The organism is Streptomyces orinoci, from assembly GCF_003121295.1.
In the GTDB taxonomy this organism is placed as follows: domain Bacteria; phylum Actinomycetota; class Actinomycetes; order Streptomycetales; family Streptomycetaceae; genus Streptomyces; species Streptomyces orinoci.
The window spans coordinates 1,644,496-1,670,412 of sequence record NZ_PHNC01000031.1; the positions used below are offsets into that span (position 1 = coordinate 1,644,496).

The following is a 25,917-nucleotide window of genomic DNA, read 5'->3' on the forward strand; positions in this document are numbered from 1 at the left end:
ACCTGGGGGTTCGGGGGAGGGCGGAGGGAGCGGGCCCGGAAACGGCGGGTTCTGCTCTTTCTATCCGCTCGGCTGGCAGTCGGCTGGCTTCGGGCATGACTGCTCCTGTCCGCTTTCACTCGGGTGGGCGGCGGAAGATGGACCAGAACGAAGCGGAATCCGGACCATGGTCGGTGAGGACGGAAGCGCGTTTCTGTATACCGGTGAGCTTTCCCAGCAGGCGCGGGCAAGCATGCCCGTACCGTGCGAACTACCGGTGCGTAGTTCATTGGCGTGCCCCCGGCGCCGCCTGGGACGGCTCCCCGGCCTCCGTCACTCGTACGGAGTCTGCTACCCGGGTCGATCGGCTGCAATGCGAGGAAACGGGACGACCACGGGCCGGACGGCCCAGCGGTGCCCAGGCCCGCAGTTCGAAGGTCGCAGCGACTTCTGGCCTTGGAATACCTTAGGCGGACACCGGACGTATTTCTCGGTCGTACCGAAGCATCAACCGGTGGCCGACTCCTGACGGTCGTCAACTACGCGCCCACCGGCGGAGGTTCGCACCGGGGAACCGGGCAGCCGCAGTGGCCCCACCAGGGGGTGGGGGAAGTCCTTGATGCCGGCGGCGCAGGCGCGCACCGGATACCGGGCCGGCAGGGCGGCGAACTCCTCGCCTTTCATGGTCAGTTCACCGATCGTCCGGGGCGGCACCGGGTCCTCGGCCGGGCCCGCCACCGAGGGCCGAGACGCGGTACGCCGCCCGGAGCGGGCCGGGCCCGCCAGATTGAGCAGATGGCTACGCTCATCCGTGCTCGGCCGGAGGGCGCCCGCGATGGCCCGGAGCACCGCGTCCGAGGCGTTGGCCGACTGCCCCTGCTCCAGCCGCGGGTAGTACGCCACGCTCACTCAGGCCGGCTGGGCCGGCGCGGGTGTGTCCATGCACACCAGTCAACACGGGCTGGGTGCGCCCCTGACGGGGCCCCGTATCAGGCATAAGGAGGGACTTGGCCGCTTGAGCCCAACGCGAGCGCGTCGCGCCGCTACCGTCGTGCGGGTGAAGGCCATTCGTCGATTCAGCGTGCGCCCCGTCCTTCCGGAGCCCCTACGACCGCTCAGCGAGCTGGCGCGCAATCTGCGCTGGTCCTGGCATCCCGAAACCCGCGAGCTGTTCCAGACCCTGGATCCCGAGGGCTGGCGGGCCGCCGGCGGCGATCCGCTGCGGCTGCTCGGCTCGGTCTCCGCGGCCCGCCTGGCCACCCTGGCCGAGGACCGGCGGTTCCGCCGCCGGCTGGCGGCCGCGGCCGACGATCTGCACGACTATCTCACCGGCCGTCGCTGGTACCAGGAGCGGCCGCCCGGCCTCCCGGCGGCCATTGCCTACTTCTCCCCGGAGTTCGGCATCACCGCGGCTCTGCCGCAGTACAGCGGCGGCCTGGGCATCCTGGCCGGGGACCATCTGAAGTCCGCCAGCGACCTGGGTGTTCCCCTGATCGGCGTCGGACTGCTCTACCGGCACGGCTACTTCCGGCAGTCCCTCTCCCGCGAGGGCTGGCAGCAGGAGCACTACCCGCTGCTGGACCCCAATGAACTCCCGCTGTCCATGCTGCGCGAGGCCGATGGCAGCCCCAGCCGGGTCGCCCTGGCCCTGCCCGGCGGCCGCCGGCTGCTGGCCCATATCTGGCGGGCCCAGGTGGGCCGGGTGCCGCTGCTGCTGCTGGACTCCGATGTGGAGGAGAACGACAGCGGCGAACGCGATGTCACCGACCGGCTCTATGGCGGCGGCAGCGAACACCGCCTGTTGCAGGAGATGTTGCTGGGCATCGGCGGGGTGCGCGCGGTGCGCAGCTACTGCCGGCTCACCGGCCATCCGGCGCCCGAGGTCTTCCACACCAACGAGGGCCACGCGGGCTTTCTGGGCCTGGAGCGGATCCGTGAACTCGTCGAGCGCGGCGTGGAGTTCGACGCCGCGCTGGAGAGCGTACGGGCCGGCGCGGTGTTCACCACACACACCCCGGTACCGGCCGGCATCGACCGCTTCGACCGGGAGCTGGTCGCCCGGCACTTCGGCCCGGACGCCGAACTCCCCGGGCTGGACACCGAACGCGTCCTGGCGCTGGGCACCGAGAGCTATCCCGGCGGCGACCCCGCCCTGTTCAACATGGCCGTGATGGGGCTGCGGCTGGCCCAGCGCGCCAATGGCGTCTCCACCCTGCACGGCCAGGTGAGCCGGGAGATGTTCCGCGGGCTGTGGCCCGGCTTCGACGCCGAGGATGTGCCCATCACCTCCATCACCAATGGGGTGCACGCCCCGACCTGGGTCGCCCCCGAGGTCTTCCGGCTGGGCTCCCGGCACATCGGGGTCAGCAAGGCCGAGGAGGCCCTGACCGTGGGCGGCTCCGAGCGCTGGGACTCCGTCGCCGAGATCCCCGACGCCGATATCTGGGAACTCCGCCGCACCCTGCGCGAACAGCTGGTGGAGGAGGTGCGCGAGCGGCTGCGCGCCGCCTGGCGGGAGCGCGGCGCCGGCACCGCCGAACTCGGCTGGATCGACGGGGCGCTGGATCCGGATGTGCTCACCATCGGCTTCGCCCGGCGCGTCCCCTCCTACAAGCGCCTGACCCTGATGCTCCGGGACCGCGAGCGCCTCACCCGGCTGCTGCTGGACCCCGAGCGGCCGGTGCAGATCGTGGTGGCGGGCAAGGCCCACCCGGCCGACGACTCGGGCAAGCGCCTGGTCCAGGAGCTGGTCCGGTTCGCCGACGACCCCCGGGTGCGGCACCGCATCGTCTTCCTGCCCGACTACGGCATGGGCATGGCCCAGAAGCTCTACCCCGGCTGTGACATCTGGCTGAACAACCCGCTCCGCCCGCTGGAGGCTTGTGGCACCTCGGGAATGAAGGCCGCCCTCAATGGCTGTCTCAACCTCTCGGTGCTGGACGGCTGGTGGGACGAGTGGTACGAACCCGACTTCGGCTGGGCCATCCCCACCGCCGACGGCTCCGGCACGGATGAGGAACGCCGCGACGACCTGGAGGCCGCCGCCCTCTATGAACTCCTCACCAACCAGGTCGCCCCGCGCTTCTATGACCGCGGACCGGACGGACTGCCCGGCCGCTGGATCGAGATGGTGCGCAGCACCCTGGCCACCCTGGGACCCAAGGTGCTGGCGGGCCGGATGGTGCGTGAGTATGTGGAGCGGCTCTATGGTCCCGCGGCCGAGGCACAGCGGGCGCTCACTCCCGAGGCGGCGTGGGAGCTCGCCGAGTGGAAGGCGCGGGTGACGGCCGCCTGGCCGGGCGTCGCCGTGGACCATGTGGAGGCCGTCTCGGACGGCCCGCTCAATGGCACCGCCGAACTGGGCGCCACCCTCTCGCTGAGGGTGAGCGTGCGGCTGGGCGAGCTGGACGCCTCCGATGTGGAGGTCCAGGTTGTCACCGGCCGGGTGGACACCGCGGACCGCCTCACCGCCACCACCGCCTTTCCCCTGAAGCCCACCGGCGCCCCCGCCCTGGACGGTCGCCGCCTCTACGAGGGCCCCCTCACCCTGGACCGCACCGGCCCCTTCGGCTACACGGTCCGTATCCTGCCCACCCACCGGCTGCTGGCCCATGGGGCGGAACTGGGACTGGTGGCGGTGCCGGCGGAGGTTTCGGGGGAGGCGGCGGGGGTGTTGATGCGCTGAGTCCCCGGCGGCGGGTCAATGGCGGGTCAATTCGCCATATGGATTCCCTATGGACCTGTCGCCTTGCGAGGTGAATTGCGCGACTGGAGTGCTTTGTCCTGTGCCTACGATGTGCGCCGATCTCGGTTGTGGAAGGAGAGGCGCATGGGGGAGCCACTGCAGTCGCGCATCCTCGACTACTACGACGAGGCGGACCGGGAGAAAGGCCAGGACGACGGACTGTCCTATGCCACCCCGGTATTCGTCCCGGCCCATCCTCGTTACTGAGCTTGTCGGTGTGATGTCGTGGGGGCTGACGGGTGGTGATCGTCGCGGTATGCCCGAGTCATGAGGTATCCGCAAGGCGGTGGCTTGACCGCCGAACGGCGGGCATTCCGTGAGCGCATCCGTGTGGAAGCGGCCAGGATGTTCGCCGCCGGACAGGACAACGCCGTGGTGGCCAAGCGATTACGGGTCAGCGTGCGGTCGGTGCAGCGGTGGCGCCGTTCCTGGAACGACGGCGGCCCGAAGGCCCTGCAGTCCAGGGGCTCACCAGGCCGCCCCAAGCTGAGCGAGGCCCTGTTCGCGGTGCTGGAACAGGAGCTGGACAAGGGGCCGGTCGCGCACGGCTGGCCGGACCAGACCTGGACTCTGGACCGGATCAGGACGCTGATCGGGCGCTGTTTCCACAAGAGCATCACGCTGTCGGCCATCGCGCAGATGCTGCGGCGGCACGGGTGGAGCCACCAGGTCCCGGCCCGGCGTGCGCTGGAGCGCGACGAGGACGCGATCACGGGATGGGTGAGGGAGACCTGGCCGCAGGTGGAAGCACCGCGGCGGCGCTCGGTGCCTACGTCGTCTTCGAGGACGAGGCCGGCTTCTCGATGACGCCGCCCACCACCCGCACCTGGTCGAGGCGAGGCCGGACTCCGGTGGTCCGGGTCCGCGGACGCTCCCGGCGCAGAGTCTCCCTGGCCGCCCTGTGCTGCTACCGCCCAGGCGAACGTTCACGCCTGATCTACCGGCCCATGATGCACAAGGACCACAAGACCAAAGAGCGCCGCAGCTTCGCCTGGACCGACTTCCGTGACCTGCTCGTGGCCGCCCACCAGCAGCTCGGCGCCCCACTCGTAGTGGTCTGGGACAACCTCAACACCCACCGCGCCGCCGGGATGCGCGACTTCATCGCCGGGCACGACTGGATCACCGCCTTCCACCTGCCGCCCTACGCGCCCGACCTCAACCCGGTCGAGGGCATCTGGTCACTGCTGCGGCGCAGTTCCCAGACCAACACCGCCTTCACCGACCCCGACCAGTTCGTCCGGCACCTGCGGCACGGCCTGCGCGAGATCCAGTACCGCAGTCACCTCATCGACGCATGCCTCACCGCAACCGGACTCCCGCAGACCAGATCACCCTGACGACATCACAACGACAAGCTCAGTATCCGGCGAACGGTGAAGCGCCGTTGATCGCCTTTGAGTTGTTGCAGCATCCCTCCGGACCGGCGGTGCCGGTGGCCTTCACCACCCTGGAGAAACTCGTTGCCGCGCTGGGCCCGGCGCAGCCCTGGCTGGCCTCCTCCATCGGCCCGTTCACCGAGGCCATGCGGGACGCGGGCCTGCCGATGGTGCACCTCGACCCGGTGATCGAGCCGGGACACCACAACTGGACGCCGCAGGACCTTGAGGAATACGCCCGGAAGGTGAGCTGATGGCCGACCACGCGGCCAAGTACGAGGCCCTTGAGACGATGTACACGACCTTTCACCGGGAAGGGAAGAATTTCCGGGGGCTGGCTTCGAAGGTCAGCCCGGCGGTCGCGTCATCGGGAGATGCGGCACTCGACCATTCGATCAATGCCGTCGCTGAGTTGATCAAGGAATTGCATGATGCCCTCGCCACCCGGATCGAGGACCACGGCAAGAAGGTGGAATACGCCACCAACTCCTTCCGCAACAACGACGCCAATGAGGCAGAGGTCTATGAGGACCTGACGGACGACAAACACAAAGCCTGGTAAGCACCGGGACCAGACGGAACGCATTACGGAACGAAGTACGGATCGAGTACGGGGGAAAGCGCGGTGACGGACAGCTGGGTCGGCGGCGACATCGGCGGACTGGCGGCCATGGGCCTGGCCTACACGGACGCGGAGAAGGATCTCAACGGTCCGCTCAAGCCCCTTGGCACATCGGTGGATTCACTGGTGAAGGTCATGGGGTGGCAGGGCGAGTCGGCCACCGCCTTCCTGGCCAAATGGAGCACCGACGCCATGACGGCGGGCGCCTTCAGCGCCTTTGTCAGCTCGGTCGGCAAGGTACTGACCGATCTCTCCAATGACCTGAAGACCGCGGAGAGCGCGCTGCACAACGCGGAGGATGTGGCGGTACGGGCCGGGGTGACCATGCGCGGCCAGGGCCAGTCCATGGATCCCCCGGCAGGCGCCGATGACAAGGTCGTCAAGGCCAGGAATGAGTACGAGACCGCCCGCGCCGAGTGCCTGCACACCGCCCAGAAGGCCAGGATCGACGCGGCCCGCCGGCTCAACGCGCTCTACGACCAGGTCACGGCCACCTCCGGGCTGCAGACCGGCGACAAGGTCACGCTGGCCGACTATCTGCGCGGGCTCTATGCCATCGACGCCGAGGCCCACCGGGCAAAGGGCGACAAGGCGGCGGCCCAACTGGACTCCGCGAAAAAGGAGATGGAGGAGTCCAAGAAGGCGCTGCAGAAGGAGGTCGAAGCCTTCACCAAGGAAGGCAAGTCCCTGCCCGCCGAGTTCCCGGCGAAGTCCCGCTATGCGGATGCCATCAAGCAGGTCATGCAGCTGGACGCCACCATCAAGGACGCGGGCTCCGGGCGGCTGCCCGCCGACGGTCCGCTGAATGTCAAGGTGGCCGACGCGGCCGAGGCGCTCAAGATGGGCAGGGGACTGGAGGCCCTGCCCAAGTTCCTCCGGGAGATCCCGGTGGTGGATGTGGCCGCGGCCGGGGCCTGCGGCATTCTGGGCGCCCAGACCGACCACGACAGGGGAATGTCCTGGAAGCGCTCCCTGGTGATCAATGGCACGTCCAACTTCGGTGGCCTGGCAGCCGGTACGGCGGTGACCGCGCTGGCGCTGGCGGACGCGCCGGTGGCGGTGGCGGCCGGGGTCGGCGGCGTGGTGGTGATCGGAAGCACCATGCTCATCGACAACGCGCTGCATGAGCACTGGAAGGAGGACATCCACGATCACGGGGTGATCGGCGGAATCGCCTTTGGCAGCAAGCATATTGCCTCCGAGACCGCGCATGACGGCTGGAATCTGGTCAAGGGTGCGGGGAAGGGCGTCTGGCATGGCCTCAAGAGCATCTTCTGACCCGCTCGCCCCCGCCAAGCTCCCCGGTCTGGGCACCAGTTGGCACCATCGCGGCCCCGGCTACTGGATACGCCGGGTGGCGTCCCCCGCCGGAAAGCTCCTGGTCTATCTGGCGGTTGGCGGCTTCGCCTTCGGCGTCTACCGCCTCGCGGTGGCCTCCCTCCCCTCCTGGGCGCGGCTGGCCTGCCATCTGCTCCTCGCCGCCGCCTGTCTGACCGGCCTGACGCTCGGCTGGCGCTCGGCCCGCAAGCGGCTCCGGGAGCGGCTGCTGAATCCTCCCACCCCCGAACAGACCTGGGAGGAGCACCGTTCCGGCCGCCAACGCGGCGTCTCCGCCGCCCTGAGCGGCCGGTTCGCCGCCCTGCTCGCCCTGCCGCTGCTGCCCGCGCTGGCGGCGTACGGCGTGGGCATGGTCTGCGCCAACGCCTTCGTCCGCGAACTGCCCTCCGAGGCGGGGGCCCGGAGGGCGCTCGGGCAGCGGCCATGACGGCCACCTCACCCTCGGCGGTTGGCGCCGGCTATTGGCTGTGGCGGGTGCGCAGGACCGTTCTCGGCCTGGCCTTCACCGCGGTTCTGGCCAGCCTCTTCTACGACGCCCACCGCTCGGTGACCGAACACCTCCCGGAGCCTTACCGTCTCGCGCTCAACGCCGTGCAATTGGTGGCCTGCGCCATCGCCCTCTCACTCGGCTGGACGGCGACGCGCAAGGCGGAACAGGCGGACGGCCGATGGCGCCATGGCCGCCTGATCGCCGTGCCGTTGCTGCTTCCGCTGACCGCATATCTGCTGGGCGCGCTGAGTGCCGAGCTGACCATAAGAGACCTGCCACGCCCGTCCCGTCCCGCCGCTCCCTCTCGCCCCACGCGCCCTCCGGCTCCAGACAAACCGCGCTGGTCAATGCGCCTGGGCGCCCTGTTCATCCTGCTGATGGCCCTCGGCATGGGCGGCTATGCGGGGAGCTCACTCCCCTATGCGCTGGGCTGGTCCGGCACCCAGGGCACGCTCACCGTCACCGGAACCTACTGCAGCTACACCAGCCGTGGCGGCTGCTCGGTGGGATCGACCGGCACCTTCCGGTCGGATGACGGCAGGACCGTCGATCCCACGGCGACCATCGACACGGAATACAGGGTCGGCCGGCATGTCGCGGTCTCCCGTGACGGCGGCACTTACTACTCCACCAACGCATCGGCCGCCTGCGGCTGGCTGGCGGCCCTCAGCTTCTCCCTCTGCCTTCTGTGCGCCGGCCTGCCGGGCGTGCTCCTGGGCAGACGCATCACCAAGGAAGAGCACCCCAAGGCGGCACGCTGGACGACCCGCGTCCTGACCGGCGCTTTTTGCGCTGCGGTGGTGCTGGGTGTGGGGGCGTTGGTCATCGGAGATTAAGTGGAGGTCAGCGCCGGTACGGCGCTGTTGCGCGGCGGCGTTTATACCGTCTCTCGAACATCGGCGTCAGGATGTGACACGGAGCGTCAGTTCGCGTAGTTGACGGCCGGTGCAAGTGATGTCGTATCGGCGCGCGTTACGGACAGCCGCCTTGGCCAGGGCCTTGCGCTGGTGGAAGTTCTGGCCCAGCTCGTCCAGGGCCGTGGCTAGCGAGCGCGGGTCGCCGGGAGCGTAAGGAACGCCCGAGCTCCCGAGGATTTCCCTCACGCCGGGGAGGTCGGAGTATACGACGGGGAGCCCGTGGGCCTGGGCTTCGATGAGGACGAGCCCGAAGGCCTCCAGACCCCTGGTCGTGAAGACGAAGGCGTCGAAGTGCGGCAGACGGCACCACAGTTCAGCGCGAGGCAGGTACTGATCGAAGTGGACCCGGTCCCGCAGGCCGAGTTCGACAGCTCGTTGTTCCAGATGCTCCCGCAGGGGCCCTTTACCGATCACGGTCAGGCAATGGGGCTGATCGGTGAGAGTGAGGGCTTCGATGGCCGTGATCGTGGACTTGTTGTCGTCCAGGCGACCGGCGTGCACCAGAGACAGGGGCCGCGTCCCGGCAACTGGCTGATGGCGTACCTGGGCATCGGCCAGACGAATGCCCCACGGGATGGTGGTGATGTGATCGGTGAACCGGCGCCCGGTGAGGCGGTCGATTTGGTCGGCGAGGACGGAGGTTGGGGTGACGATCGCGGCGCTGGCGGCGGCGACCTCGTTCATGGCCTCGTGTTCCGCTGCGCTGCGCTCGGCCGCCGCCACCTCGGGGCCGTGGGCGATGGCGACGATGGGGATGGTGCCGGCAATTCGGCTGAGGGCCAGACTGAGTGCGAACCCGACGTACTGGGCGTGGATGGCGTCCGGCCGGAGCTGCTCGATGAGCGCCCCGACCTCTCGCGTCAGTTGGTCAATGTACTGGCCGAATCCGGGACCCTGGGGGCGCTTTGTCGTGGAAAGGGGAATCAGGTGATCGAAAGCGGCCTTCCACGCCTGATCGACCGGTGTCCTTCCGAGGAAGGTCGTATGGGTGTCGGACATGGCGCGGTAGAGGTCGTTGACGAGGGTCAGGCTCCCGGACGACGGCTCGGAAGCGCGGTTGATGCCCGTGACGATGGTCAGGGGTTTCGTGGCCATGCGGAGATCCCCTTGATGGATGACCGGTGGGCGGGGCCCAAGGACGGGGCTTCGCGGTCCATTGTGGTCCGCGGGTTGGCTGTGGTCTTCCGTCCGCGGTGACGAGGTGGCGCCCACCACGACGCCAGGTGCGGCGTGAAGACGGCGCTGACCTCCTGGGCTGGGTGCAGGAAGCCTTTGCTGTCCTGCTTGGCCGTCCACGCTCTGATGGCCGACCGGGGGTAGACGGGGTGTATCCCGATCTCCCCCTTGGGGAGGATGCCGTTGAAGGGTGTAGGGATGCCCTCGTGGTTCCAGTAGTCCCATGCTTCCAGTGCCTTGGCCTTCTCGAAGCAGTGGTAGAGCTGCTGGTAGCGCGGCAGGTACCGGATCTCGCGGAAGATCATCTGGCCGATCAGTCCCGGCGCGACTTGCCAGAGCGTGCTGAGATCAGAGCCTTGGAAGGTGACCGATGCAGTGTCCTGGGATGGGTGCAGTGCGGTCCGGGCGAACAGGTGGGACAGCCGCCGCCGCACGTACTCGGCGACTCTCGGGGCGAGCGAGGGTTCCATGCCGTCGATGAGCTGGACGAGCTGCTGATGACGCGGATTGAAGCGGGCCAGGTCGAAGAGGTCGTGCATGCCGTCCACGGCGGCGAACGCGATTCTCTTGTACAGCCAGTTGTTCAACTCCCCGGCCTGGGCGCAGGACTTGGTCTCCGGAGTAGTGGAGTGGAGCATCAGGTACTCGGACAGCACCTCGAAATACAGGTAGCCGAGGAACGGCACAGCGGGCACGGCGGCAGCCAACTGGTCGATGAACTCGGGGGCTGCGGTCGCGCGGCCGGCTGCGTTGCGCAGGGCCGTGTCGAAGAACACGGCCGCGGCGCGCAGCCCGGCCAAAAGGGCGCGATCGAGCTGGTCATTCTCGGCCGGGGTAAGGAAGCTCTGGTAACGAACGTAGGTGCGCAGGTGGATCGCGCCGAGGTGCAGATAGTCCACGCCCTTGGTGGGGATCGGAGCGTCCGGGGTGACCTCGAAGATCATGGGCGTGGTGTTGGGCTTCGTCTGCATCAGGTAGGCGCCGAGGTTGTGCGGGCGCAGTCCCTTGCGCTGACGGACCAGAGGGGAACAGTACAGGGCTCCGACCAAGCACCCAGTGGAGACGTGCAGCTCACCGCTGGTGCGGATGGCGGTGATGTCCTTAGTGGTGTGCAGCAGGTACATGGGTCGTCCGCTGATGAGCGCTTCGGCCATCGCGCTGTGCTGGATCAGCCACCCGTTGGGGGTGGAGCCCTCCAGATAGCGGCGCCAATCGCTCTCGCTTTCGGCCAGCGAGGCAGGGGCCGGGCGCTGCGCGGGCCTGGTGAAGTCTGTGTGAGCGTGCTCCCAATCGTCGCGCAAGGGAACTCCTGGGGGTGAAGTCAGCAGCGGGCCGGGGAGTTCAGAAAGCTCTACAGGGTCTCGACGTTCGCTCCGGACAGGCGGTTTCGGCAGTCGAGTACATACGGTGCATTTTTCTCGATCATCACGAGGTCGAACCGGGTGTGGTCCATGAGGAGCACCACGGCGTCAGCGGCAGCCACCTCATGAGGGCTCGCATCGACCCGGGGCACGTTCAGCTTGCGGGTGTCGCTCTCCGGGACGTTCGGGTCGGCACCGCGGACCTCGGCGCCGAGGTCGATGAGAAGTTCGGCGACCCGCGCTGAAGGGGAGTTGCGGAGATCGGTGGCGTTGTACTTGTAGGTCAGGCCGAGCAGCAGGATGCGAGATCCCTTGACGGACAGGCCGCGCTTGTCGAGGCCGTCCACGACACGCTGGACGACGTAATCGGGCATGTGCCGGTTCACGTCGTCGGCGAGTCCTACGAACCGGAAGGGGACCCCCAGCTCCTGCTCGACCTTCCACGAGAGGAACAGCGGATCGACGGGCAGGCAGTGCCCGCCGACTCCCGGCCCCGGGGTGAACCGCGTGAAGCCGAAGGGCTTGGTCGCGGCGGCGTCGATCGCCTCCCAGATGTTCACGCCGAGGGGTGCTGCCAGCGTCGCAAGCTCGTTCACGAGGGAAATGTTGACCAGCCGGAAGGTGTTCTCCAGCAACTTCGCCAGTTCGGCGACCTTGGGCCCGGACACCGGGACCGTGGTCCGGAAGATGCCGTCGTAGAAACCCTTGATCACTTCCAGAGACCTGGCGTCGATCCCGGACACCACCTTCGGTGTCCCGTCGAACGACCAGCGTTTGTTCCCCGGAGCGATGCGCTCGGGACTGAACCCGGCCAGGAAGTCCTCCCCAGCCCGCAGGCCCGACACCTTCTCCAGGACCGGCAGAAGCAGCTCCTCGGTGCACCCGGGGTAGGTCGTGGACTCCAGGACCACAGTCCCGCCGGGGCGCAGGTGCTCGCCAAGGGTCCGCGCACAGGTCTCGACGTACGTCAGGTCCGGCACACCGTCTCGCAGCGGGGTCGGCACGGTGATCACCGCGATGTCGAAACCGGCCAGCGCGGTAGCGTCGGCAGTCGGCGAGTGGGCCCCGGTGTCCAGCACCGCGCGGAGCCGCGAGGAGGCCACGTCCTCCACGTAGGACTGACCGGCGGCGAGCTGCTGGACACGCTGCGGGTCCACGTCGTAGCCGATGACACGGTGACCCACCTCTGCGGCGCGTACGGCCAGTGGAAGCCCTACGTAGCCTTGACCAGCGACCACTACCTGCATGGCAGCTCCTACTCGATGGCGGTGCTTGAATGGACCGTCGTTCCTGGTCTGGCAAGGAGAAATGCTGTGCCCCTGGTGTCTGTCGTGATGCCCGTGTACAACTCGGCGACGACTCTCGGCGCAGCCGTCCGATCGGTGCTCACGCAGACCCACAGCGACCTGGAGCTGCTGGTCACCGACGACCAGTCCTCCGATGGCTCCATGGACCTGCTCCGCGAGTTCGCCGAGCAGGACGAGCGCGTCCTGCCGAAGTCGGCACCCGACAGGGGCGGTGCAGGCCGGGCCCGCAACCTCGCGATCGAGCGGGCCCGTGGGGACTACGTCGCCTTTCTCGACTCCGATGACCTGTGGCTGCCGGAGAAGCTGAAGCGGCAGCTCGACTTTGCGAAGGCGGGTGACGCGCCGCTGACGTACACGTCCTACTTCAAGATGGATGCCGGCTACGCCGGTGAGGCCGCCGACTTCGTGCCCAATGGGCGGGTGGTGCCGGCCCGGCCATGTGTGGACTACTCCGCGATGCTGCGCCGGAACTACATCGGCGCTTTGACGGCGATGTACGACCGCACGGTGCTTGGCACACGGCTCATGCCGGAAATGCCGAAGCGCCAGGACTACGCATTGTGGTTGAGCATCCTGCGGGATGGCTTCAAGGCTCGTGGACTGGCCGAGCCGCTCGCGGTGTACCGGGCTCACCGGCCAGGGTCGCTGTCGTCCAACAAGCTCTCGCTGGTCCCCTACAACTGGGCGTTGTATCGCGAACACGAGCACCTGTCGGTCCCCCGTTCTCTGCGGGCGCTGGGCGGAGACGTGTGGCAGTCGCTGCGCAACTCGCGCATCTAGAGCCGCGCACGAGCACCCGGAAAGCCCGGTGCGCGGCCGCTTCCGGAAGTGCTCGACGCGTCCCCGCCCCGTTGCCCGTGCCGCGTGATCGGCGGCTGGGCCCGGGGGTGGGACTCGGCGGGATACCGGTACGACCGGTCAGCTACGCGGCCGAGCTGACGTCGGCTGGCGCGCGCAGGAACAACTGGAGGAGCAGTCGGCGGTCGGCGACCGGGACGGCCTCCTGACCGCTCCGGAGCGCCTCCCGGCCGTGCAGGAAGCGGCGCTGGTTCACGATGAGGTAGTCCCCGGGCTGGAGCATCAAGGAGACCTGCCCCTGGATGAGCTCCGCAGCGAGATCCTGGGCGGCATCGGCGTGCGCTCGGCCGAGATCGGACCTCTCCAGCATCTTGGCGGTGAAGCGGACGAACCCCTCGTCCGCGGCGGAGCCGTCCAAGATTGGGAACGGCTTGTACTCCTCGCCGACGCCGTACAGGTCGAAGAAAGTCCCGTAGTGGTAGGCCGTCTCGGCCAGCAGGGCGCGGCTGTTCCCCGACAGCCGCGCAACTGCCGCGTGGGCGTCGGACAGGAGGCTGAGACCACCGCCGAGCGGGTCGGGGCGGACGCACAGGAGCGTGGTGTAGTCCGGGGGCAGGGTCGCGTTCACCAAGTCCATGTGGAACGCGTTGTACCCAATGCCGCTGGACTTGCCGGGGGCCTTATCGACCTTGACCCCGATGTCCTTCCACAGGGGCCACCGCGGGAAGGGCGAGAAGGGGATGGCCACCTCGGCCGCGAAGGCCGTCGCCAGCCGCAGGAACCGGTCGCCGGTCCCCAGCGCCTTGGCGAGGTTCCCCAGGCGCAGCACGGCGTATCCGCCGCCCGCCCTGGTCAGCGTATGGCGCAGGGACGCGGCGGTGTCCTCGAACCGCGGGGTGGCCCTCAGCTCGGTCCGGTACTCCTCCATGGTGGACCGGGCCGAGGATGAACCGTCCAGTTCCCAGGGTGGGAGTGGAAGGTCGATCAGAGCAGCTTCGAGTTCGCTCGGGATGTCGATGAACACGCGGAGCTCCCCTCTCTTTCCGATTTTGCTCGGGTACTGCTGCCGTCCAGGGCGCCGAAGCGGTCCGACAATGGGTGGGTCTCGTCGGGCTTTGTAGCCGCGGAGGCGTATGCGTCGTCAGGGTCACCGGCGAGGGTTGGCACAGCACAGCGGCGACGGCCACGCCCCCTCTCTCCCAGCCAGTGCGTCACCACTCGCAGAGACGTCCACGGCCCATACAGCGAGTACGTACAGGTCCGTGTGGTCGGCCGTGACCAGAATGAACGGCTTCCCGGAGCGCAGTTGGTCGTAAGTGGCCTGGTGCGACTCGGCATGCGCCGAGTTCCGCAAGGAGGTTGGAACGCCGTCCCGTTGGAAGTCGTTGGGGGACCCTGCGAAGGGCGCCGCACAGTGTCGAGGTTGCGTACGGACCGGGATTGAGCCTCTCGGCGATACGCAACGCCTGGCCGCGGAGCCGTCGCACTCCCCAAACCTGGGAAGGCGGTCTGACAGTCCAACACGACCTGAATGGCCGCGCGTTGGTCGTACGCCGGGCCTTCTCCGGTCGCTTCGCACCGTAGCTTCGTAGGCGGCTGAAGGTGCCGCTTACCTGTATCGCTGGGTGGGGTTCGTCTCGTAAGGCGTCCAGGCCATCACCGTATGCGCGCATTCCGGTCACCAGCTCTCCCGGGCGGCGCTTCGGCGGTTGATGACCTGGTCGAGCTGGAACCACAGTGACATCACTTGGTCCGGGTCCAGGATGAGCAGAGTCTCGTGCGTGTTCCCGCCGTCGTAGTGAACGAGCAATGGGACCGCGCTCTGCTCGGCCCGGGGGTCATAGACAACGTCACGCTTGAGCAAGGTGATTTGGGAGACGTACGGGTCACTTGTGGTCATGGTCGCCTCGCTGGTGGTCGTGCCGCTGATGTCCCGGTCCGGGCGTGCCTGCTCGTCCGTGGAGGCCGCATCACCAGGCATCGGGTGCGGGACGATCGGGTGGGCGTCCTTCAGCCGCTCCTGCAAGGTCTTTCTGGGGCGCGGCGTCTCGTCGAGCGGGGGCAAATTGGGCACGGCGGTGCCAGGCCAGTAGGGCATGGGTGAGCTCCGGAGTGGTCGGGGAGTGGAGCCTTGGGGCGCGGCGAGCCGCCGCACTTGGGAGAACCGGGGTCAGGTCAGGGCACCGTCGAAGCGCGTGGATGCCTCTTCGGGGACCGGCACCCGGTTCAGGCAACCAGTATCCGGGTCTGTGGGTTAGCTCACCATGCTCTGGGTATCGACGTTCCGGGTCGCGTATCAGTTGACTCGCTTATACAAGGGAGGGCTGAACTGTGCCAGCAGCCAGGGAACTTGACCCGCTGCGGAACCTAGCCTCTCTGGCTGGGAAGATGCTCAGGAACCGGCGCAAGGCGGCCGGCCTGACGCAGAAGCAGCTCGGTGAGCGGATTCCACTCTCGCAGGCAATGATCGCGGGTATCGAACTCGGAAACGAGATTCCCACCGCACCAACTGGACAGCTGATCGATGACGCCGTGGGGGCAGATGGCGAACTGGCGGCCATGTGGCACCACGTCCGCAAAGACCTCCAGCAACAGGCACTGTTCCCGATCTGGGCTCACGGCTACCTGGAGGCCGAGAGGGAGGCCACGCGCATCCAGCACTTCGCGCACGTCTTTCCCGGTGTGACGCAAACCGAAGACTACGCTCGCGCGATCTTCGAGTCTGCTGCCCCCCTCTTCGGTGGTGACATAGAGGAAAAGCTCGAGGTCCGCATGGAGCGGCGGAGCATCCTCGACCGCGACGACCCGGTGTGGTTCTGGAGCATCCTCGACGAGTCCGCGCTCTACCGGGTCGTCGGTAGCCACGAGGTCATGTGCGCGCAACTTACCCACGCACTCGAACTCGTCAAGCGCCCCCGCGTGACATTCCGCATCCTGCCCTACGACAAAGGCATGCCAGGTGGCGTTGTCGCTATTGGGGCCGTCCTGCTGCTATCGCGCCCAGGGAAAAACGAAGCAGTCTACTGGGAGAGCGGCCTCAACGGTGCCCTCCTGGAGATTCCTAGCGAAGTGGGGGTATACAGGGCGTTCTACGATCACCTGGATCTCGAAGTGCTGTCACCGAGAGCGTCAACTGAACTGATCCGCAAGGCTCGTGAGGAGCACCATGCCCACTGCACACGTCACTAGCATGTCTGGCCTTCATTGGCGCAAATCGACCCATTCCGGCAATGGTCACGAGTGCGTGGAGGTATCTGACGACCTCGCGCCTGATGGGCTCATTCCGGTCCGGGACAGCAAGAACCCAACCGGACCGAAACTGATCTTCTCGGACGCGGCCTGGTCCACGTTTGTCCGCAGCCGCTACGCAGGCGAGATCACCAACTAGGCGCCACCGCACAAACGCGGCTCGCCCCAGGTGTGTTGGGGCGAGCCGCGCTGTGCTGTCCGGACCACGGCAGTGTAGGCATTCGGCGTCCCGTATGGCAGTGCGCCGTCACTATCCGCTCACGCCAACCGGCCGCCCCGCCGGAGTTCCTCGTGCCGGTGACGGCGGAGGGGCCGAACCCCTCCGCCCAGGCGATCAGTTGACGTTCACGCCGTCCCAAGCGCGCTGAACCGCCTTGTACTGCTTGCTCTTGGTGCCGTACAGGTCGCGGGCCGCCTTCAGGGTGGCGGCGCGGGCGCCGTGGTAGTCGGTGGTGGAGGTCATGTGCTCGGTGAGCGCCTTGTACCAGATCTTCACCGCGGCGTCCCGGCCGATGCCGGTGACCGGCTTGTGGTCGTAGGTGGGGCTGTCGTAGTGGACGCCATTGATGGTCTTCTTGCCGCTGCCCTCGGCCAGCAGATAGAAGAAGTGGTTGCCGATGCCGGAGCTGAAGTGCATGTCCTCCTTGCCGATGCCGGGCTTCCAGTAGTCGGCCGAAGGCGGCCAGCCCTCGGCCCGGTTGGCCTCGGCGTCCCGGCTGGGGCGGTCCATATAGCGCAGCGGCTGACCGTTGCCCAGCAGGTTGACCTGCTCGCCGATCAGGTAGTTGCCCGGGTTCTTGGGGTTCTTGGCGTAGAACTCCACGGCGGTGCCCAGGATGTCGGAGGTGGCCTCATTGAGGCCGCCGCTCTCGGAGTTGGTGTAGCGCAGCTTGGCGGTGGCGGAGGTGACGCCATGCGTCATCTCATGGGCGGCGATGTCGATGGAGGTGACGGGGGTCTTGTTGTCCAGCCCGTCGCCGTAGTGCATACAGAAGCAGCTGTCCAGCCAGAAGGCATTGGCCTGGTTGTTGTCGTAGTGCACATAGAGCTTGGGCGCCTTGCCATTGCCCTTGATGCCATTGCGGTGCAGGACCTTCTTGTAGAAGTCCCAGGCGACCGCGGCACCGTACTCGGCGTCCACGGCGGCGGTCTGCGCGATGGTGGGCTTGCCGTTGCCCCAGACGTCCTTGGCGTTCCGGAAGGCGGGGGCGCTGTCCTCGTCCAGGCCGCCGCGCATGTTGAAGACCTGCATATTGCCGCGGTCCTGGTCGCGCAGCACCCACTGGCCGCCGATTTTGACCGAGCCCACCTTGACCCGGCCGCTGTACATGCTGTTGCCCTCGCCGGTCTCCACGGCCTGCCAGTCGGCGAGCTTCCTGCCGGTGGTGGCGTCGGTGACCACATGGAGTTCGCTGGGGGCGCCGCCGGGCTGGGTGCCGCCGATGACCGTCTCATAGGCGAGCACGGGCTTGCCCCCGGCGGCCCAGATCACCTTGCGCGGGGCCTGGTCCTGGACGATGGGGCTGCCGCCGCCCGCGGCGGAGGGGGCCAGCGACTCGGCGGAGCGGCGCGCGGCCGGCGGGGTCACCTTGGCCTTGGTGGTGGGGACCTTGATGGGGGCTTCGGTGGCCTTGTCCACGTCCTGGACCCGGCCGTCCCTGGTCTGCTGGACCACCAGGTCACCGCCGATGACCGGCAGCCCGTCATAGGTGCGCTCATAGCGGGTGTGCACGGTGCCGTCGGCATCCGTGATGGTGCCCTGGGGAACCAGCTTCTCCTTGGGGCCCAGGTGCAGGGCCTTGGCGGGGTCGTCGGTTCCGGTGGCGGCCTGCGCGGGGACGGCGGTGAAGCCGCCGGCGAGCAGGGCCGCCGCGACGGCGGCCGCACCGGTCGCCACGGCCGGGCGGCGGGCGCCGGAGCGGGCTATTCGGGACTTGCGCACACGAACTCCTGATCTGTGGACTCATCGGCCGAAGAGTGGGGCCGACTGCGCAAGTTTGATCGAACTCGCGTGCGCCGCGATGGGGAATTCGGGGCTGGAGATGCACCAGTTGCATAAACGCTGGGTCAATTGGTGCTGTGTACAGGGACTTATAGTGTCAAAAGGTGCATTTCGGTGTGAGGGAGTGCACATGGTGAGGCGCCGCCCGGGGGAGCGGAACTCACCCCGGACGGCGCCTGGTTCAAGGGGAACCGGTGGTGCCGGAAGGTCAGCCGTTGGTGCCCGCCCGGCTGCCCACATTGATGGCGGCCCAGGCGTTGGCCACGTTGTTGTAGGTGTCGCTGCCCACGCCGAACAGCTCACCGGCCGCCCACAGGGTGGCGTCCCGCGCCCCCGCATAGTCGGTGCTGGACTGCATCCGCTCGGTCAGCGCCTTGAACCAGATCTTGGCGGCGTTGTCCCGGCCGATGCCGGTGACGGGCTGGCCGTCATAGGTGGGGCTGTCGTAGTGGACGCCATTGATGTCCTTGGGGCCACTGCCCTCGGAGGCCAGATAGAACCAGTGGTTGGCCGGGCCCGAGGAGTAGTGCACATCGATGCCGCCCAGGCCGGAGTCCCAGTAGTCCTTGGAGGCGCCGTCCTTGCTGGGCTGGTCCATATAACGCAGCGGCGTGCCATCGCCATTGATGTCGATCTTCGCGCCGATGCGGTAGTCGCCCGGGTCCTGGGGGTTGTGCGCCCAGAACTTGACCGCGGTGGCCATGATGTCGCTGGTCGCCTCGTTGAGACCACCGGACTCACCGCTGTAGTTGAGGTTGGCGGTGGCCGCGGTGACCCCGTGGGTCATCTCATGGGCCGCCACATCGATGGAGGTCAGCGGCTTGGCGTCACCCTGGCCGTCGCCATAGGTCATGCAGAAGCAGCTGTCGTCCCAGAAGGCGTTGACATAGCCGTTGCCGTAGTGGGTCCTGCTGTATGCGCCCACGCCGTCACCGCGGATGCCGGAACGGCCCTGGACGGTCTTGTAGTAGTCCCAGGTCAGCTGGGCTCCATAGGCCGCGTCCGCCCCGGCCGTCGCGGGGTCGTTGACGGTGCCGTCGCCCCAGACGTCGGTGGAGTTGGTGAACAGCGAGCCGGTGCCGTCCGAGCCATGCCCCAGGTCATAGGTCTTGTGGCCGCCCCGGGTGCCGTCGGTGAGGGTGTACTGGCCGCCGGACTGGGTGGACTCCAGGGAAACCTGCCCGCTGTACTGGGTGTTGCCGGTGGCGGTCTCGATGCCCTGGTACTCGTAGAGCTTTTTGCCGGTGCGGGCGTCGGTGATGACATGCAGCTGGTTGGGCGTGCCATCGTCCTGGAGCCCGCCGACCACGGTCTCGTACGCCAGCACCGGAGTGCCCTTGGCCGCCCAGATCACCTTGCGCGGCGCCTTGGCGGCCTTGTCGGCCTTGGCGCCATGCGTCCGGGCCGATGTGACCGCCTGGCGCTCGGCGGTGGCGGCGGAGAGGGAGGGAGCGGTGGAGGCGATGGCCAGCCGGGCGTTGTTGGCCCTGGTCACGCTCTTGACGGTGCCATGGGCGGTGGCGTCCACCACCAGGTCGCCGCCGAGCACGGGCAGTCCGTCGTAGGTGCGCTCATAACGGGTGTGCACCGTACCGTTGTTGTCCTTGACGGTGTCCTTGACCACCAGCTTCTCCCTGGAACTCAGTCCCAGTTCGCGGGCGGTCTTCGCCTTGGTGGCATTGGCCTGGCGGATCAGCTCGGCGCGCTGGGAGGGGGAGAGCCTGGCGGGCTGGGCGCCGGGGTCCGCCTTGGTTATCAGCTGCTGGCGGACGGGTCGTTTCGCCTGCTCGGTACCGGCGTTGGCGGCGCCGCTCTGGACGCCTACGGCGAGCAGCGCGGTGACCGCGACCAAGGCGCCGCCGGCTACGGCGCGTTGACGGCTGGGGGAGCGTCGGGGGGTGGGTCTCACACTGACTCCTTCTGCGGTGGCCGCGCAGGGGGGATGCGGCCAAGGCCGATGTGAGGGGGTGGGGGGTTGGGGGGTGTGGGGGGTCCGACGTCGGTTGTGGTGCAGAGTGCCATCGATCTCATGAACATGTCAGGACTGCACCAATAAGTTGGCCGGAAAATGTCCGTTGGCCAAAGAGCGGTGTCCGCATATCGGGCGCGGGTAGCATCGCGCCGTCCGCCGACAACGCTGCGCTGAAAGGAAATTGAGACGTGACCGTGGAACGCATAGGCCCGCCACTGACCGCCGGGGAACGCGAAACCCTGCGCACTTTCCTGGACTTCCACCGGGCCACGCTCGCCATGAAGTGTGAGGGGCTCTCCGAGGAACAGTTGCGCCGCAAGGCCAGCCCGCCCTCGCAGCTGTCGCTGCTGGGGCTGGTGCGGCATATGGCCGAAGTCGAACGGGCCTGGTTCCGCCGAGTGATCAACGCGGAGGAGGTGCCATGGCTGTGGTCGGAGGTCGGTGACTATCAGGAGGCGTTCAATGCGGATGCCTCCACCATGGAAGAGGTGTTCACCGCCTGGGAGACGGAGATCGAGCACTCCCGGCGGATCGAGGCGGCGGCGGAGTCGCTGGAGGTGAGGGGTTATCAGCCGCGGTGGGAGAAGGAGGTGTCCTTGCGGCTGGTGATGCTGCATCTGATTCATGAGTATGCGCGGCATAACGGGCATGCGGATTTCTTGCGCGAGGCGATTGACGGGGTTACGGGGGCTTGAGGGTTCGCCCCGTGGGCCGGTCAACGGTGTGCGGCGATGGCGGTCGGGTGCGGGTTGGGTGTGGCTGGTCGCGCCCACGCGGCGGAGCCGCATAGTGAAGTCGCCCCGCGCCCCTTATGGGGCGCGGCTCTGGTCTTACTATGGATGGCTAAGCCACAACTATCGTTGGAGAAGGCGCGAGTCGCTTTATGGGCCGTAGCTACGATCAGTTCTGTCCGGCCGCGCGGGCCCTTGATGTGATCGGCGGGCGGTGGACCCTGCTGATCGTACGGGAGCTGCTGCTGGGGCCCCGGCGCTATACGGACCTGGTCGCCGGGCTGCCCGGCATCGGCCCCAATGTGCTGGCCGAGCGGCTGCGCGAGCTGCGCGAGGCGGGCATCCTCACCCAGGCCAAACTGCCGCCCCCGGCCGCCTCCACGGTCTATGAGCTGACCGAACTGGGCGCCGCCATGCGCCCCTTGGTGGACGAGCTGTCCCGGTGGGGGATGCGGCTGATGGGGCTGCCGCGGCCGGGGGAGCGGTTGCGGCTGGGCTGGGTGCTGGGCTGTGTACGCGCCAGTTTCCGGCCGGAGATGGCCCGCGGGGTGCATGAGACCTATGAGTACCGGGTCGATGGCGAGGCGTTCCATCTGCGGGTGGACGACGGGTCGCTGGAGGTGCGCCATGGCCCGGCCGCCGCGCCCGACTGTGTGCTCACCGCCGATCTGTGGACCGTACTGGCCATTGGCTCCCGCCTGCTGCCGGTCCGGGAGGCCCTGGAGGGCGGTCTGGCCCGGCTGGACGGTGAACTCGACGTGCTGGAACGGGCGATAGCCATTCTGGGCGGGCATCTGGAGGCCACCGGCGGGCGCTATGGGATCGTGGGCGCCGTTGGCGCCAGTTTCCGGCCGGAGGCGGCGCGGGGTGTCCATGAGAGCTATGAGTTCCGGGTCAACGGTGGTGCGCTGGTCTTCCATGCCGTGGTGGACGACGGGGCCGTGGAGATGCGGGCGGGGGCCGCGTCCGAGCCGGCCGCGATGCTCAGTACGGACCTGGCCACCCTGATCCGGCTCGGGGCCGGTTCGGTGAGTTTGGAGGAGGCGCTGGCCCGGGACACCACGTCGGTCGCCGGGGATCCGGAGGCGGGGCTGCGGATGGCGGCGGCCTTCGGGGCGGTGGTCAGCGCCCCGTAGGGGGCGCTCTCCGGGGACTGCGCCCCCTACACCACGCTCTCCCGCCAGGCCCGGTGCAGCTCCGAGAACCGGCCCGTGCCCGCGATGAGTTCGGCCGGGGGGCCGTCCTCGACGATCCGGCCGTGTGACATCACCAGCACCCGGTCCGCGATCTCCACCGTGGACAGCCGGTGCGCGATGATCACCGCGGTACGGCCACGCAGCACCGTGTGCATGGCGCGCTGGACGGCCTGTTCGCCGGGGATGTCCAGCGAGGAGGTGGCCTCGTCCAGGATCAGCACGGCCGGGTCGGCCAGCAGGGCCCGGGCGAAGGAGACCAACTGCCGCTGCCCCGCCGAGATCCGCCCGCCCCGCTTGCGGACATCGGTGTCATAGCCCTCCGGCATGGCGGTGATGAAGTCATGGGCGCCGATCGCCTTCGCCGCCCGCTCGATGTCCGCCCGGGTGGCGTCGGGACGGCCGATGGCGATGTTCTCGGCGATGGTGCCGGAGAACAGGAACGCCTCCTGGGTCACCATCACCACCCCGCGCCGCAGATCCGGCCCGGACAGCTCGCGCAGTGGCACCCCGTCCAGCAACACCTCGCCCTCGGTGGGGTCATAGAACCGGGCCAGCAGCTTGGCCAGGGTGGACTTGCCCGCGCCGGTGGAACCCACCACGGCCACCGTCTGCCCCGCGGGCAGGGTGAGGTCGAAGCGGGGCAGCACCTCGCCGCCGGTACGGTAGGCGAAACTCACGCCACGGAAGCTCACTTCGCGGCCGGGGCGGGCGGCCGGACGGTTCGGCAGCGGCCGTGGTGCGGCGGGCTCCGGAACCGAGGGGCGCTGGGCCAGCAGCCCGGCGATCTTCTCCAGGGAAGCGGCCGCCGACTGGTAGGAGTTGAGGAACATCCCCAGCTGGTCCACCGGGTCGTAGAGGCGGCGCAGATAGAGCACCGCCGCGGCCAGCACGCCCAGGGCCAGCCCCCCGTCGGCCACCCGGTAGGCGCCCCAGACCACGATCCCGGCCAGCGAGACATTGCAGACCAGCCGGGAGGTCATCACATACCAGGCCATGGCCGTCATGGCGGCCCGGTTGGTCTCCCGGTGACGGGAGTTGAGCCGGTCGAAGTGGGCGTCATTGACGCGCTCCCGGCGGAACGCCTGCACCGGCCGGATGCCATTGATGGTCTCGGTGAACTTCACGATCACCGCGGCGATGGCGGTGGACTTGTTCCGGTGGATCACCAGCGAACGCCGCCCGTACCAGCGCACCAGCAGCCACAGCGGAGTGAAGGACAGCAGCGCCACCACACCCGTCTCCCAGTCCAGCCAGATCAGGGTGACCGAGACCAGGAACAGCGAGACGGCGATGCCCATCAGCTCCTGCAGGCCGTCGTTGAGCAGCTCGCGCAGGGACTCGATATCGGTGGTGGCCCGGGAGATCAGCCGGCCCGAGGTGTAGCGCTCATGGAAGTCCACGCTCAGCGTCTGGGCGTGCCGGAAAATCCGGCCGCGCAGATCCAGCAGGGCGTTCTGGCCCACCCGGGCGGAGATCTGGATATAGGCGTGCATCAGCAGGCCGGAGGCCAGGGCGCAGCCGAGGTAGGCGGTGCCCACCGCGATCAGCGGCCCGTAGTCATGGCGGCGCACCGCCGGGACACCCCGGTCGATGGCGTAGGCCACCAGCAACGGGCCCGCCTGGACGGCGGCTTGCTGGAGCAGCAGGACCAGGACGGTCAGCCGGACCCGGCCCCGGGCGGGGGCCAGCAGCGAGCGCAGCAGGGCCAGTGAGGCGCCCTTGGGGACATGCAGCACATCCTGGCTGACGGCGTCGGCGGTCCGGGGATCCGGGGTCTGGCCGGTATGGTCCTCGGTGGCGGAGGGCTGGTCGGAGACGGAGGTGGTCATCGTCGGGCGTCTCCTTCGGCTTGCGGGTGGTGCTCCTGTCCGGACATGAGTCGGGCGTACTCCCGGTTACTGTGCAGCAATTCCTGGTGTGTGCCCACCGCGGCGATGCGCCCCCGGGACAGCAGGGCCACCCGGTCGGCGAGCAGCACGGTGGACGGGCGGTGGGCGACCACCAGGGCGGTGGTGGTGGCCAGCACCTCCCGCAGCGCCCGTTCCACCAGCGCCTCGGTGTGGACGTCCAGGGCGGACAGCGGGTCGTCCAGGACCAGAAAGCGCGGCCGGCCCACCACCGCCCGGGCCAGCGCCAGGCGTTGGCGCTGTCCGCCGGACAGGCTCAGGCCCTGCTCGCCGACCTGGGTGCGGTGGCCCTCGGGCAGGTCGTGGACGAAGTCCGCCTGGGCCACGGCCAATGCCCGCAGCAGCTCCTCCTCCCGGGCCTCGTCGGTGCCCATCAGGACGTTCTCGCCCGCGCTGGCGGAGAACAGGGTGGGTTCCTCGAAGGCCACCGACACCAGCCGGCGCAGCCGTTCCCGGGGCAGGGCGGCGATGTCCTGGCCGTCCAGGGTGATCCGGCCGGCGGTGGCCTCGTGCAGCCGGGGGATCAGCGCGGTCAGCGTGGTCTTGCCGCTGCCGGTGGCGCCGACCAGGGCCATGGTCTCGCCGGTCCGGATGTGCAGGTCTATGCCGCGCAGCACCGGCGGCGCCTCCGGCGGGGCGTCGGGGTAGCGGAACTCCACGCCCGTCATGCGCAGTCCGTCCCCGGGCAGCGGTGGCTCGGCGGTGGCCGGGGCGGCCGGGTCGGGGGAGGGCAGGGGAGCGTCCATCACCTGCATATAGCGGTCGGTGGCGGCCGCCGCGTCATTGGCGATGGCCAGCAGGAAGCCTATGGACTCCACCGGCCAGCGCAGGGCCAGGGCGGTGGAGAGGAAGGCCACCAGCGCCCCGGCGGTGAGGTGGTCGTCGGCGACCTGCACCATGCCCAGCATCAGGGCCGCCCCGATGGCCACCTCCGGCAGCGCCATGATCAGGCCCCAGAGCACGCCCAGCAGCCGGGCCTTGTGCATCTCGGTGCCGCGCAGCCGGGCGGAGAGCTCCGCGAACGCCCGTTCCTGGCCACGGTGCTGGCCGAATCCCTTGATGACCCGGATGCCCAGCACGCTCTCCTCGACCACCGTGGTCAGATCGCCCACCTGGTCCTGGGCGGTGCGCGCGGCCCGGGAGTAACTCACCTCGAAATAGCGGCAGAGGATCACCAGCGGGACCACCGGGGCCAGCAGCACCAGGCCCAGCGTCCACTGCTGGAGCAGCAGGATGACAAAACCCAGCGCGATGGTCAGCCCGTTGACCACCAGGAAGGTCACCCCGAAGGCCAGGAAGATGCGCAGCAGCATCAGATCGGTGGTGCCCCGGGAGAGCAACTGGCCCGAGGGCCACTGGTCGTGGAAGGAGACCGGCAGCCGTTGCAGCCGGCGGTAGAGGGCGGCGCGCATCCGGGCCTCGACCCCGGTGAGCGGGCCGGCCACCATCATCCGCCGGACGCCGAACAGCCCGGCCTCCAGCACCCCCAGCACCAACAGGGCCAGCCCGCCGAGCCACACTCCCGAGGGGTCCTTGTCGGCGATCGGCCCGTCCACGATCCACTTCAGGGCGAGCGGGATGACCAGGCTCATGGCGGAGGCCGTGGTGGCCACCGCCACGGCACCGAGGAACCTGCCGCGCACCGGCCGCACATAGGGCCACAGGCGCAGCAACGAGCGCACGGTGGAGCGGCGTTGGGCGGCGGGCTTCTCTTCCTCGGTTCCGGTCATCAGTGGCGAGACTACGGT

At 68.6% G+C, this 25,917-nt stretch carries 23 protein-coding genes; 13 read left to right on the forward strand and 10 right to left on the reverse strand.

The window, feature by feature from the left end:
* Positions 1-486: 486 nt before the first annotated feature.
* A complete protein-coding gene (locus CV755_RS29885; RefSeq protein ID WP_109283360.1) occupies positions 487-882 on the reverse strand; it encodes an MmyB family transcriptional regulator in 396 nt (131 codons plus the stop codon).
* Between the two features lie 154 nt (positions 883-1,036).
* Between CV755_RS29885 and glgP the strand changes: the two genes are divergently transcribed.
* The 8 genes from glgP to CV755_RS29925 all read left to right on the forward strand — a co-directional run bounded on the left by glgP (position 1,037) and on the right by CV755_RS29925 (position 8,389).
* Positions 1,037-3,664 carry an alpha-glucan family phosphorylase gene (glgP, locus tag CV755_RS29890; RefSeq protein ID WP_109283623.1) on the forward strand — a complete coding sequence of 876 codons (2,628 nt, stop codon included), beginning with the start codon at positions 1,037-1,039 and terminating at the stop codon, positions 3,662-3,664.
* Between the two features lie 144 nt (positions 3,665-3,808).
* Positions 3,809-3,931, forward strand: a complete 123-nt coding sequence (locus CV755_RS36820) for a hypothetical protein (RefSeq protein WP_277751871.1) — start codon at positions 3,809-3,811, stop codon at positions 3,929-3,931.
* Positions 3,932-3,991: 60 nt separating this feature from the next.
* Positions 3,992-5,064, forward strand: a protein-coding gene (locus CV755_RS37265) for an IS630 family transposase (protein WP_422070576.1) whose coding sequence is annotated in 2 segments (ribosomal slippage) — positions 3,992-4,435 and positions 4,438-5,064 — 1,071 coding nt in all. Because the reading frame shifts where the segments join, the coding sequence is not laid out codon by codon here.
* Positions 5,065-5,111: 47 nt separating this feature from the next.
* Complete coding sequence (locus CV755_RS29905) at positions 5,112-5,357, forward strand: SAV_915 family protein (protein ID WP_109283361.1); 246 nt, start codon at positions 5,112-5,114, stop codon at positions 5,355-5,357.
* A complete protein-coding gene (locus tag CV755_RS29910) occupies positions 5,357-5,665 on the forward strand; it encodes a DUF6317 family protein (RefSeq protein ID WP_109283362.1) in 309 nt (102 codons plus the stop codon). Before CV755_RS29905 ends, CV755_RS29910 begins: the two co-directional genes overlap by 1 nt.
* Before the next feature lie 63 nt (positions 5,666-5,728).
* A complete protein-coding gene (locus CV755_RS29915) occupies positions 5,729-7,003 on the forward strand; it encodes a hypothetical protein (protein WP_109283363.1) in 1,275 nt (424 codons plus the stop codon).
* Positions 6,981-7,490, forward strand: a complete 510-nt coding sequence (locus tag CV755_RS29920; RefSeq protein WP_153068769.1) for a hypothetical protein — start codon at positions 6,981-6,983, stop codon at positions 7,488-7,490. The genes CV755_RS29915 and CV755_RS29920 overlap by 23 nt, the downstream gene beginning before the upstream one ends.
* A complete protein-coding gene (locus tag CV755_RS29925; RefSeq protein ID WP_109283365.1) occupies positions 7,487-8,389 on the forward strand; it encodes a hypothetical protein in 903 nt (300 codons plus the stop codon). The genes CV755_RS29920 and CV755_RS29925 overlap by 4 nt, the downstream gene beginning before the upstream one ends.
* Before the next feature lie 66 nt (positions 8,390-8,455).
* Here the strand turns inward: CV755_RS29925 and CV755_RS29930 are convergent, their stop codons facing one another.
* Genes CV755_RS29930 through CV755_RS29940 form a run of 3 tightly spaced genes read right to left on the reverse strand, consistent with a single transcriptional unit; the run spans position 8,456 to position 12,254 of the window.
* Positions 8,456-9,565: a glycosyltransferase family 4 protein gene (locus tag CV755_RS29930; protein ID WP_109283366.1), complete on the reverse strand. Its 1,110-nt coding sequence runs from the start codon at positions 9,563-9,565 to the stop codon at positions 8,456-8,458.
* On the reverse strand, positions 9,547-10,947 hold the full coding sequence (locus tag CV755_RS29935) for a hypothetical protein (protein ID WP_109283367.1): 1,401 nt from the start codon (positions 10,945-10,947) through the stop codon (positions 9,547-9,549). The genes CV755_RS29930 and CV755_RS29935 overlap by 19 nt, the downstream gene beginning before the upstream one ends.
* Positions 10,948-10,997: 50 nt before the next feature.
* Positions 10,998-12,254, reverse strand: a complete 1,257-nt coding sequence (locus CV755_RS29940; RefSeq protein WP_109283368.1) for a nucleotide sugar dehydrogenase — start codon at positions 12,252-12,254, stop codon at positions 10,998-11,000.
* Positions 12,255-12,320: 66 nt separating this feature from the next.
* Between CV755_RS29940 and CV755_RS29945 the strand changes: the two genes are divergently transcribed.
* Positions 12,321-13,094, forward strand: coding sequence for a glycosyltransferase family 2 protein (locus tag CV755_RS29945; protein WP_109283369.1), 774 nt, complete (start codon positions 12,321-12,323; stop codon positions 13,092-13,094).
* 142 nt (positions 13,095-13,236) lie between these two features.
* Here the strand turns inward: CV755_RS29945 and CV755_RS29950 are convergent, their stop codons facing one another.
* Together CV755_RS29950 and CV755_RS29955 are read right to left on the reverse strand one after the other, a co-directional pair.
* The gene (locus tag CV755_RS29950) at positions 13,237-14,136 is read right to left on the reverse strand and encodes a TauD/TfdA family dioxygenase (protein WP_241561448.1); all 900 of its coding nucleotides are present in this window, start codon (positions 14,134-14,136) and stop codon (positions 13,237-13,239) included.
* 654 nt (positions 14,137-14,790) lie between these two features.
* The gene (locus CV755_RS29955) at positions 14,791-15,210 is read right to left on the reverse strand and encodes a hypothetical protein (RefSeq protein ID WP_109283371.1); all 420 of its coding nucleotides are present in this window, start codon (positions 15,208-15,210) and stop codon (positions 14,791-14,793) included.
* A 290-nt stretch (positions 15,211-15,500) separates the two neighbouring features.
* Between CV755_RS29955 and CV755_RS29960 the strand changes: the two genes are divergently transcribed.
* Positions 15,501-16,301: a helix-turn-helix domain-containing protein gene (locus CV755_RS29960; protein ID WP_109283372.1), complete on the forward strand. Its 801-nt coding sequence runs from the start codon at positions 15,501-15,503 to the stop codon at positions 16,299-16,301.
* A gap of 1 nt (position 16,302) precedes the next feature.
* Positions 16,303-16,500, forward strand: coding sequence for a DUF397 domain-containing protein (locus tag CV755_RS29965; RefSeq protein WP_338323716.1), 198 nt, complete (start codon positions 16,303-16,305; stop codon positions 16,498-16,500).
* 195 nt (positions 16,501-16,695) lie between these two features.
* Here CV755_RS29965 and CV755_RS29970 read toward each other — a convergent pair whose 3' ends face one another.
* Together CV755_RS29970 and CV755_RS29975 are read right to left on the reverse strand one after the other, a co-directional pair.
* On the reverse strand, positions 16,696-18,303 hold the full coding sequence (locus CV755_RS29970; RefSeq protein WP_109283374.1) for a M4 family metallopeptidase: 1,608 nt from the start codon (positions 18,301-18,303) through the stop codon (positions 16,696-16,698).
* Between the two features lie 268 nt (positions 18,304-18,571).
* Positions 18,572-20,272 carry a M4 family metallopeptidase gene (locus tag CV755_RS29975; protein WP_109283375.1) on the reverse strand — a complete coding sequence of 567 codons (1,701 nt, stop codon included), beginning with the start codon at positions 20,270-20,272 and terminating at the stop codon, positions 18,572-18,574.
* Positions 20,273-20,523: 251 nt separating this feature from the next.
* On the opposite strand from CV755_RS29975, the gene CV755_RS29980 reads away from it, so the two are divergent.
* Positions 20,524-21,030 (forward strand): DinB family protein, encoded by a 507-nt coding sequence (locus tag CV755_RS29980; RefSeq protein WP_109283376.1) that lies wholly within the window; start codon positions 20,524-20,526, stop codon positions 21,028-21,030.
* A gap of 188 nt (positions 21,031-21,218) precedes the next feature.
* The gene (locus CV755_RS29985) at positions 21,219-22,202 is read left to right on the forward strand and encodes a winged helix-turn-helix transcriptional regulator (protein WP_109283377.1); all 984 of its coding nucleotides are present in this window, start codon (positions 21,219-21,221) and stop codon (positions 22,200-22,202) included.
* 26 nt (positions 22,203-22,228) lie between these two features.
* Here CV755_RS29985 and CV755_RS29990 read toward each other — a convergent pair whose 3' ends face one another.
* The gene (locus tag CV755_RS29990; RefSeq protein ID WP_109283378.1) at positions 22,229-24,091 is read right to left on the reverse strand and encodes an ABC transporter ATP-binding protein; all 1,863 of its coding nucleotides are present in this window, start codon (positions 24,089-24,091) and stop codon (positions 22,229-22,231) included.
* The gene (locus CV755_RS29995; protein ID WP_109283379.1) at positions 24,088-25,899 is read right to left on the reverse strand and encodes an ABC transporter ATP-binding protein; all 1,812 of its coding nucleotides are present in this window, start codon (positions 25,897-25,899) and stop codon (positions 24,088-24,090) included. The genes CV755_RS29990 and CV755_RS29995 overlap by 4 nt, the downstream gene beginning before the upstream one ends.
* Positions 25,900-25,917 lie beyond the last annotated feature (18 nt).

Bases quoted from the DNA above. Each gene is read 5' to 3' on its own strand.
- CV755_RS36820 (WP_277751871.1), top strand. From the start codon at position 3,809: ATGGGGGAGCCACTGCAGTCGCGCATCCTCGACTACTACGACGAGGCG.
- CV755_RS29910 (WP_109283362.1), top strand. From the start codon at position 5,357: ATGGCCGACCACGCGGCCAAGTACGAGGCCCTTGAGACGATGTACACG.
- CV755_RS29920 (WP_153068769.1), top strand. From the start codon at position 6,981: ATGGCCTCAAGAGCATCTTCTGACCCGCTCGCCCCCGCCAAGCTCCCC.
- CV755_RS29925 (WP_109283365.1), top strand. From the start codon at position 7,487: ATGACGGCCACCTCACCCTCGGCGGTTGGCGCCGGCTATTGGCTGTGG.
- CV755_RS29930 (WP_109283366.1), bottom strand. From the start codon at position 9,565: ATGGCCACGAAACCCCTGACCATCGTCACGGGCATCAACCGCGCTTCC.
- CV755_RS29940 (WP_109283368.1), bottom strand. From the start codon at position 12,254: ATGCAGGTAGTGGTCGCTGGTCAAGGCTACGTAGGGCTTCCACTGGCC.
- CV755_RS29955 (WP_109283371.1), bottom strand. From the start codon at position 15,210: ATGCCCTACTGGCCTGGCACCGCCGTGCCCAATTTGCCCCCGCTCGAC.
- CV755_RS29960 (WP_109283372.1), top strand. From the start codon at position 15,501: ATGCTCAGGAACCGGCGCAAGGCGGCCGGCCTGACGCAGAAGCAGCTC.
- CV755_RS29965 (WP_338323716.1), top strand. From the start codon at position 16,303: ATGTCTGGCCTTCATTGGCGCAAATCGACCCATTCCGGCAATGGTCAC.
- CV755_RS29985 (WP_109283377.1), top strand. From the start codon at position 21,219: ATGGGCCGTAGCTACGATCAGTTCTGTCCGGCCGCGCGGGCCCTTGAT.
- CV755_RS29990 (WP_109283378.1), bottom strand. From the start codon at position 24,091: ATGACCACCTCCGTCTCCGACCAGCCCTCCGCCACCGAGGACCATACC.
- CV755_RS29995 (WP_109283379.1), bottom strand. From the start codon at position 25,899: ATGACCGGAACCGAGGAAGAGAAGCCCGCCGCCCAACGCCGCTCCACC.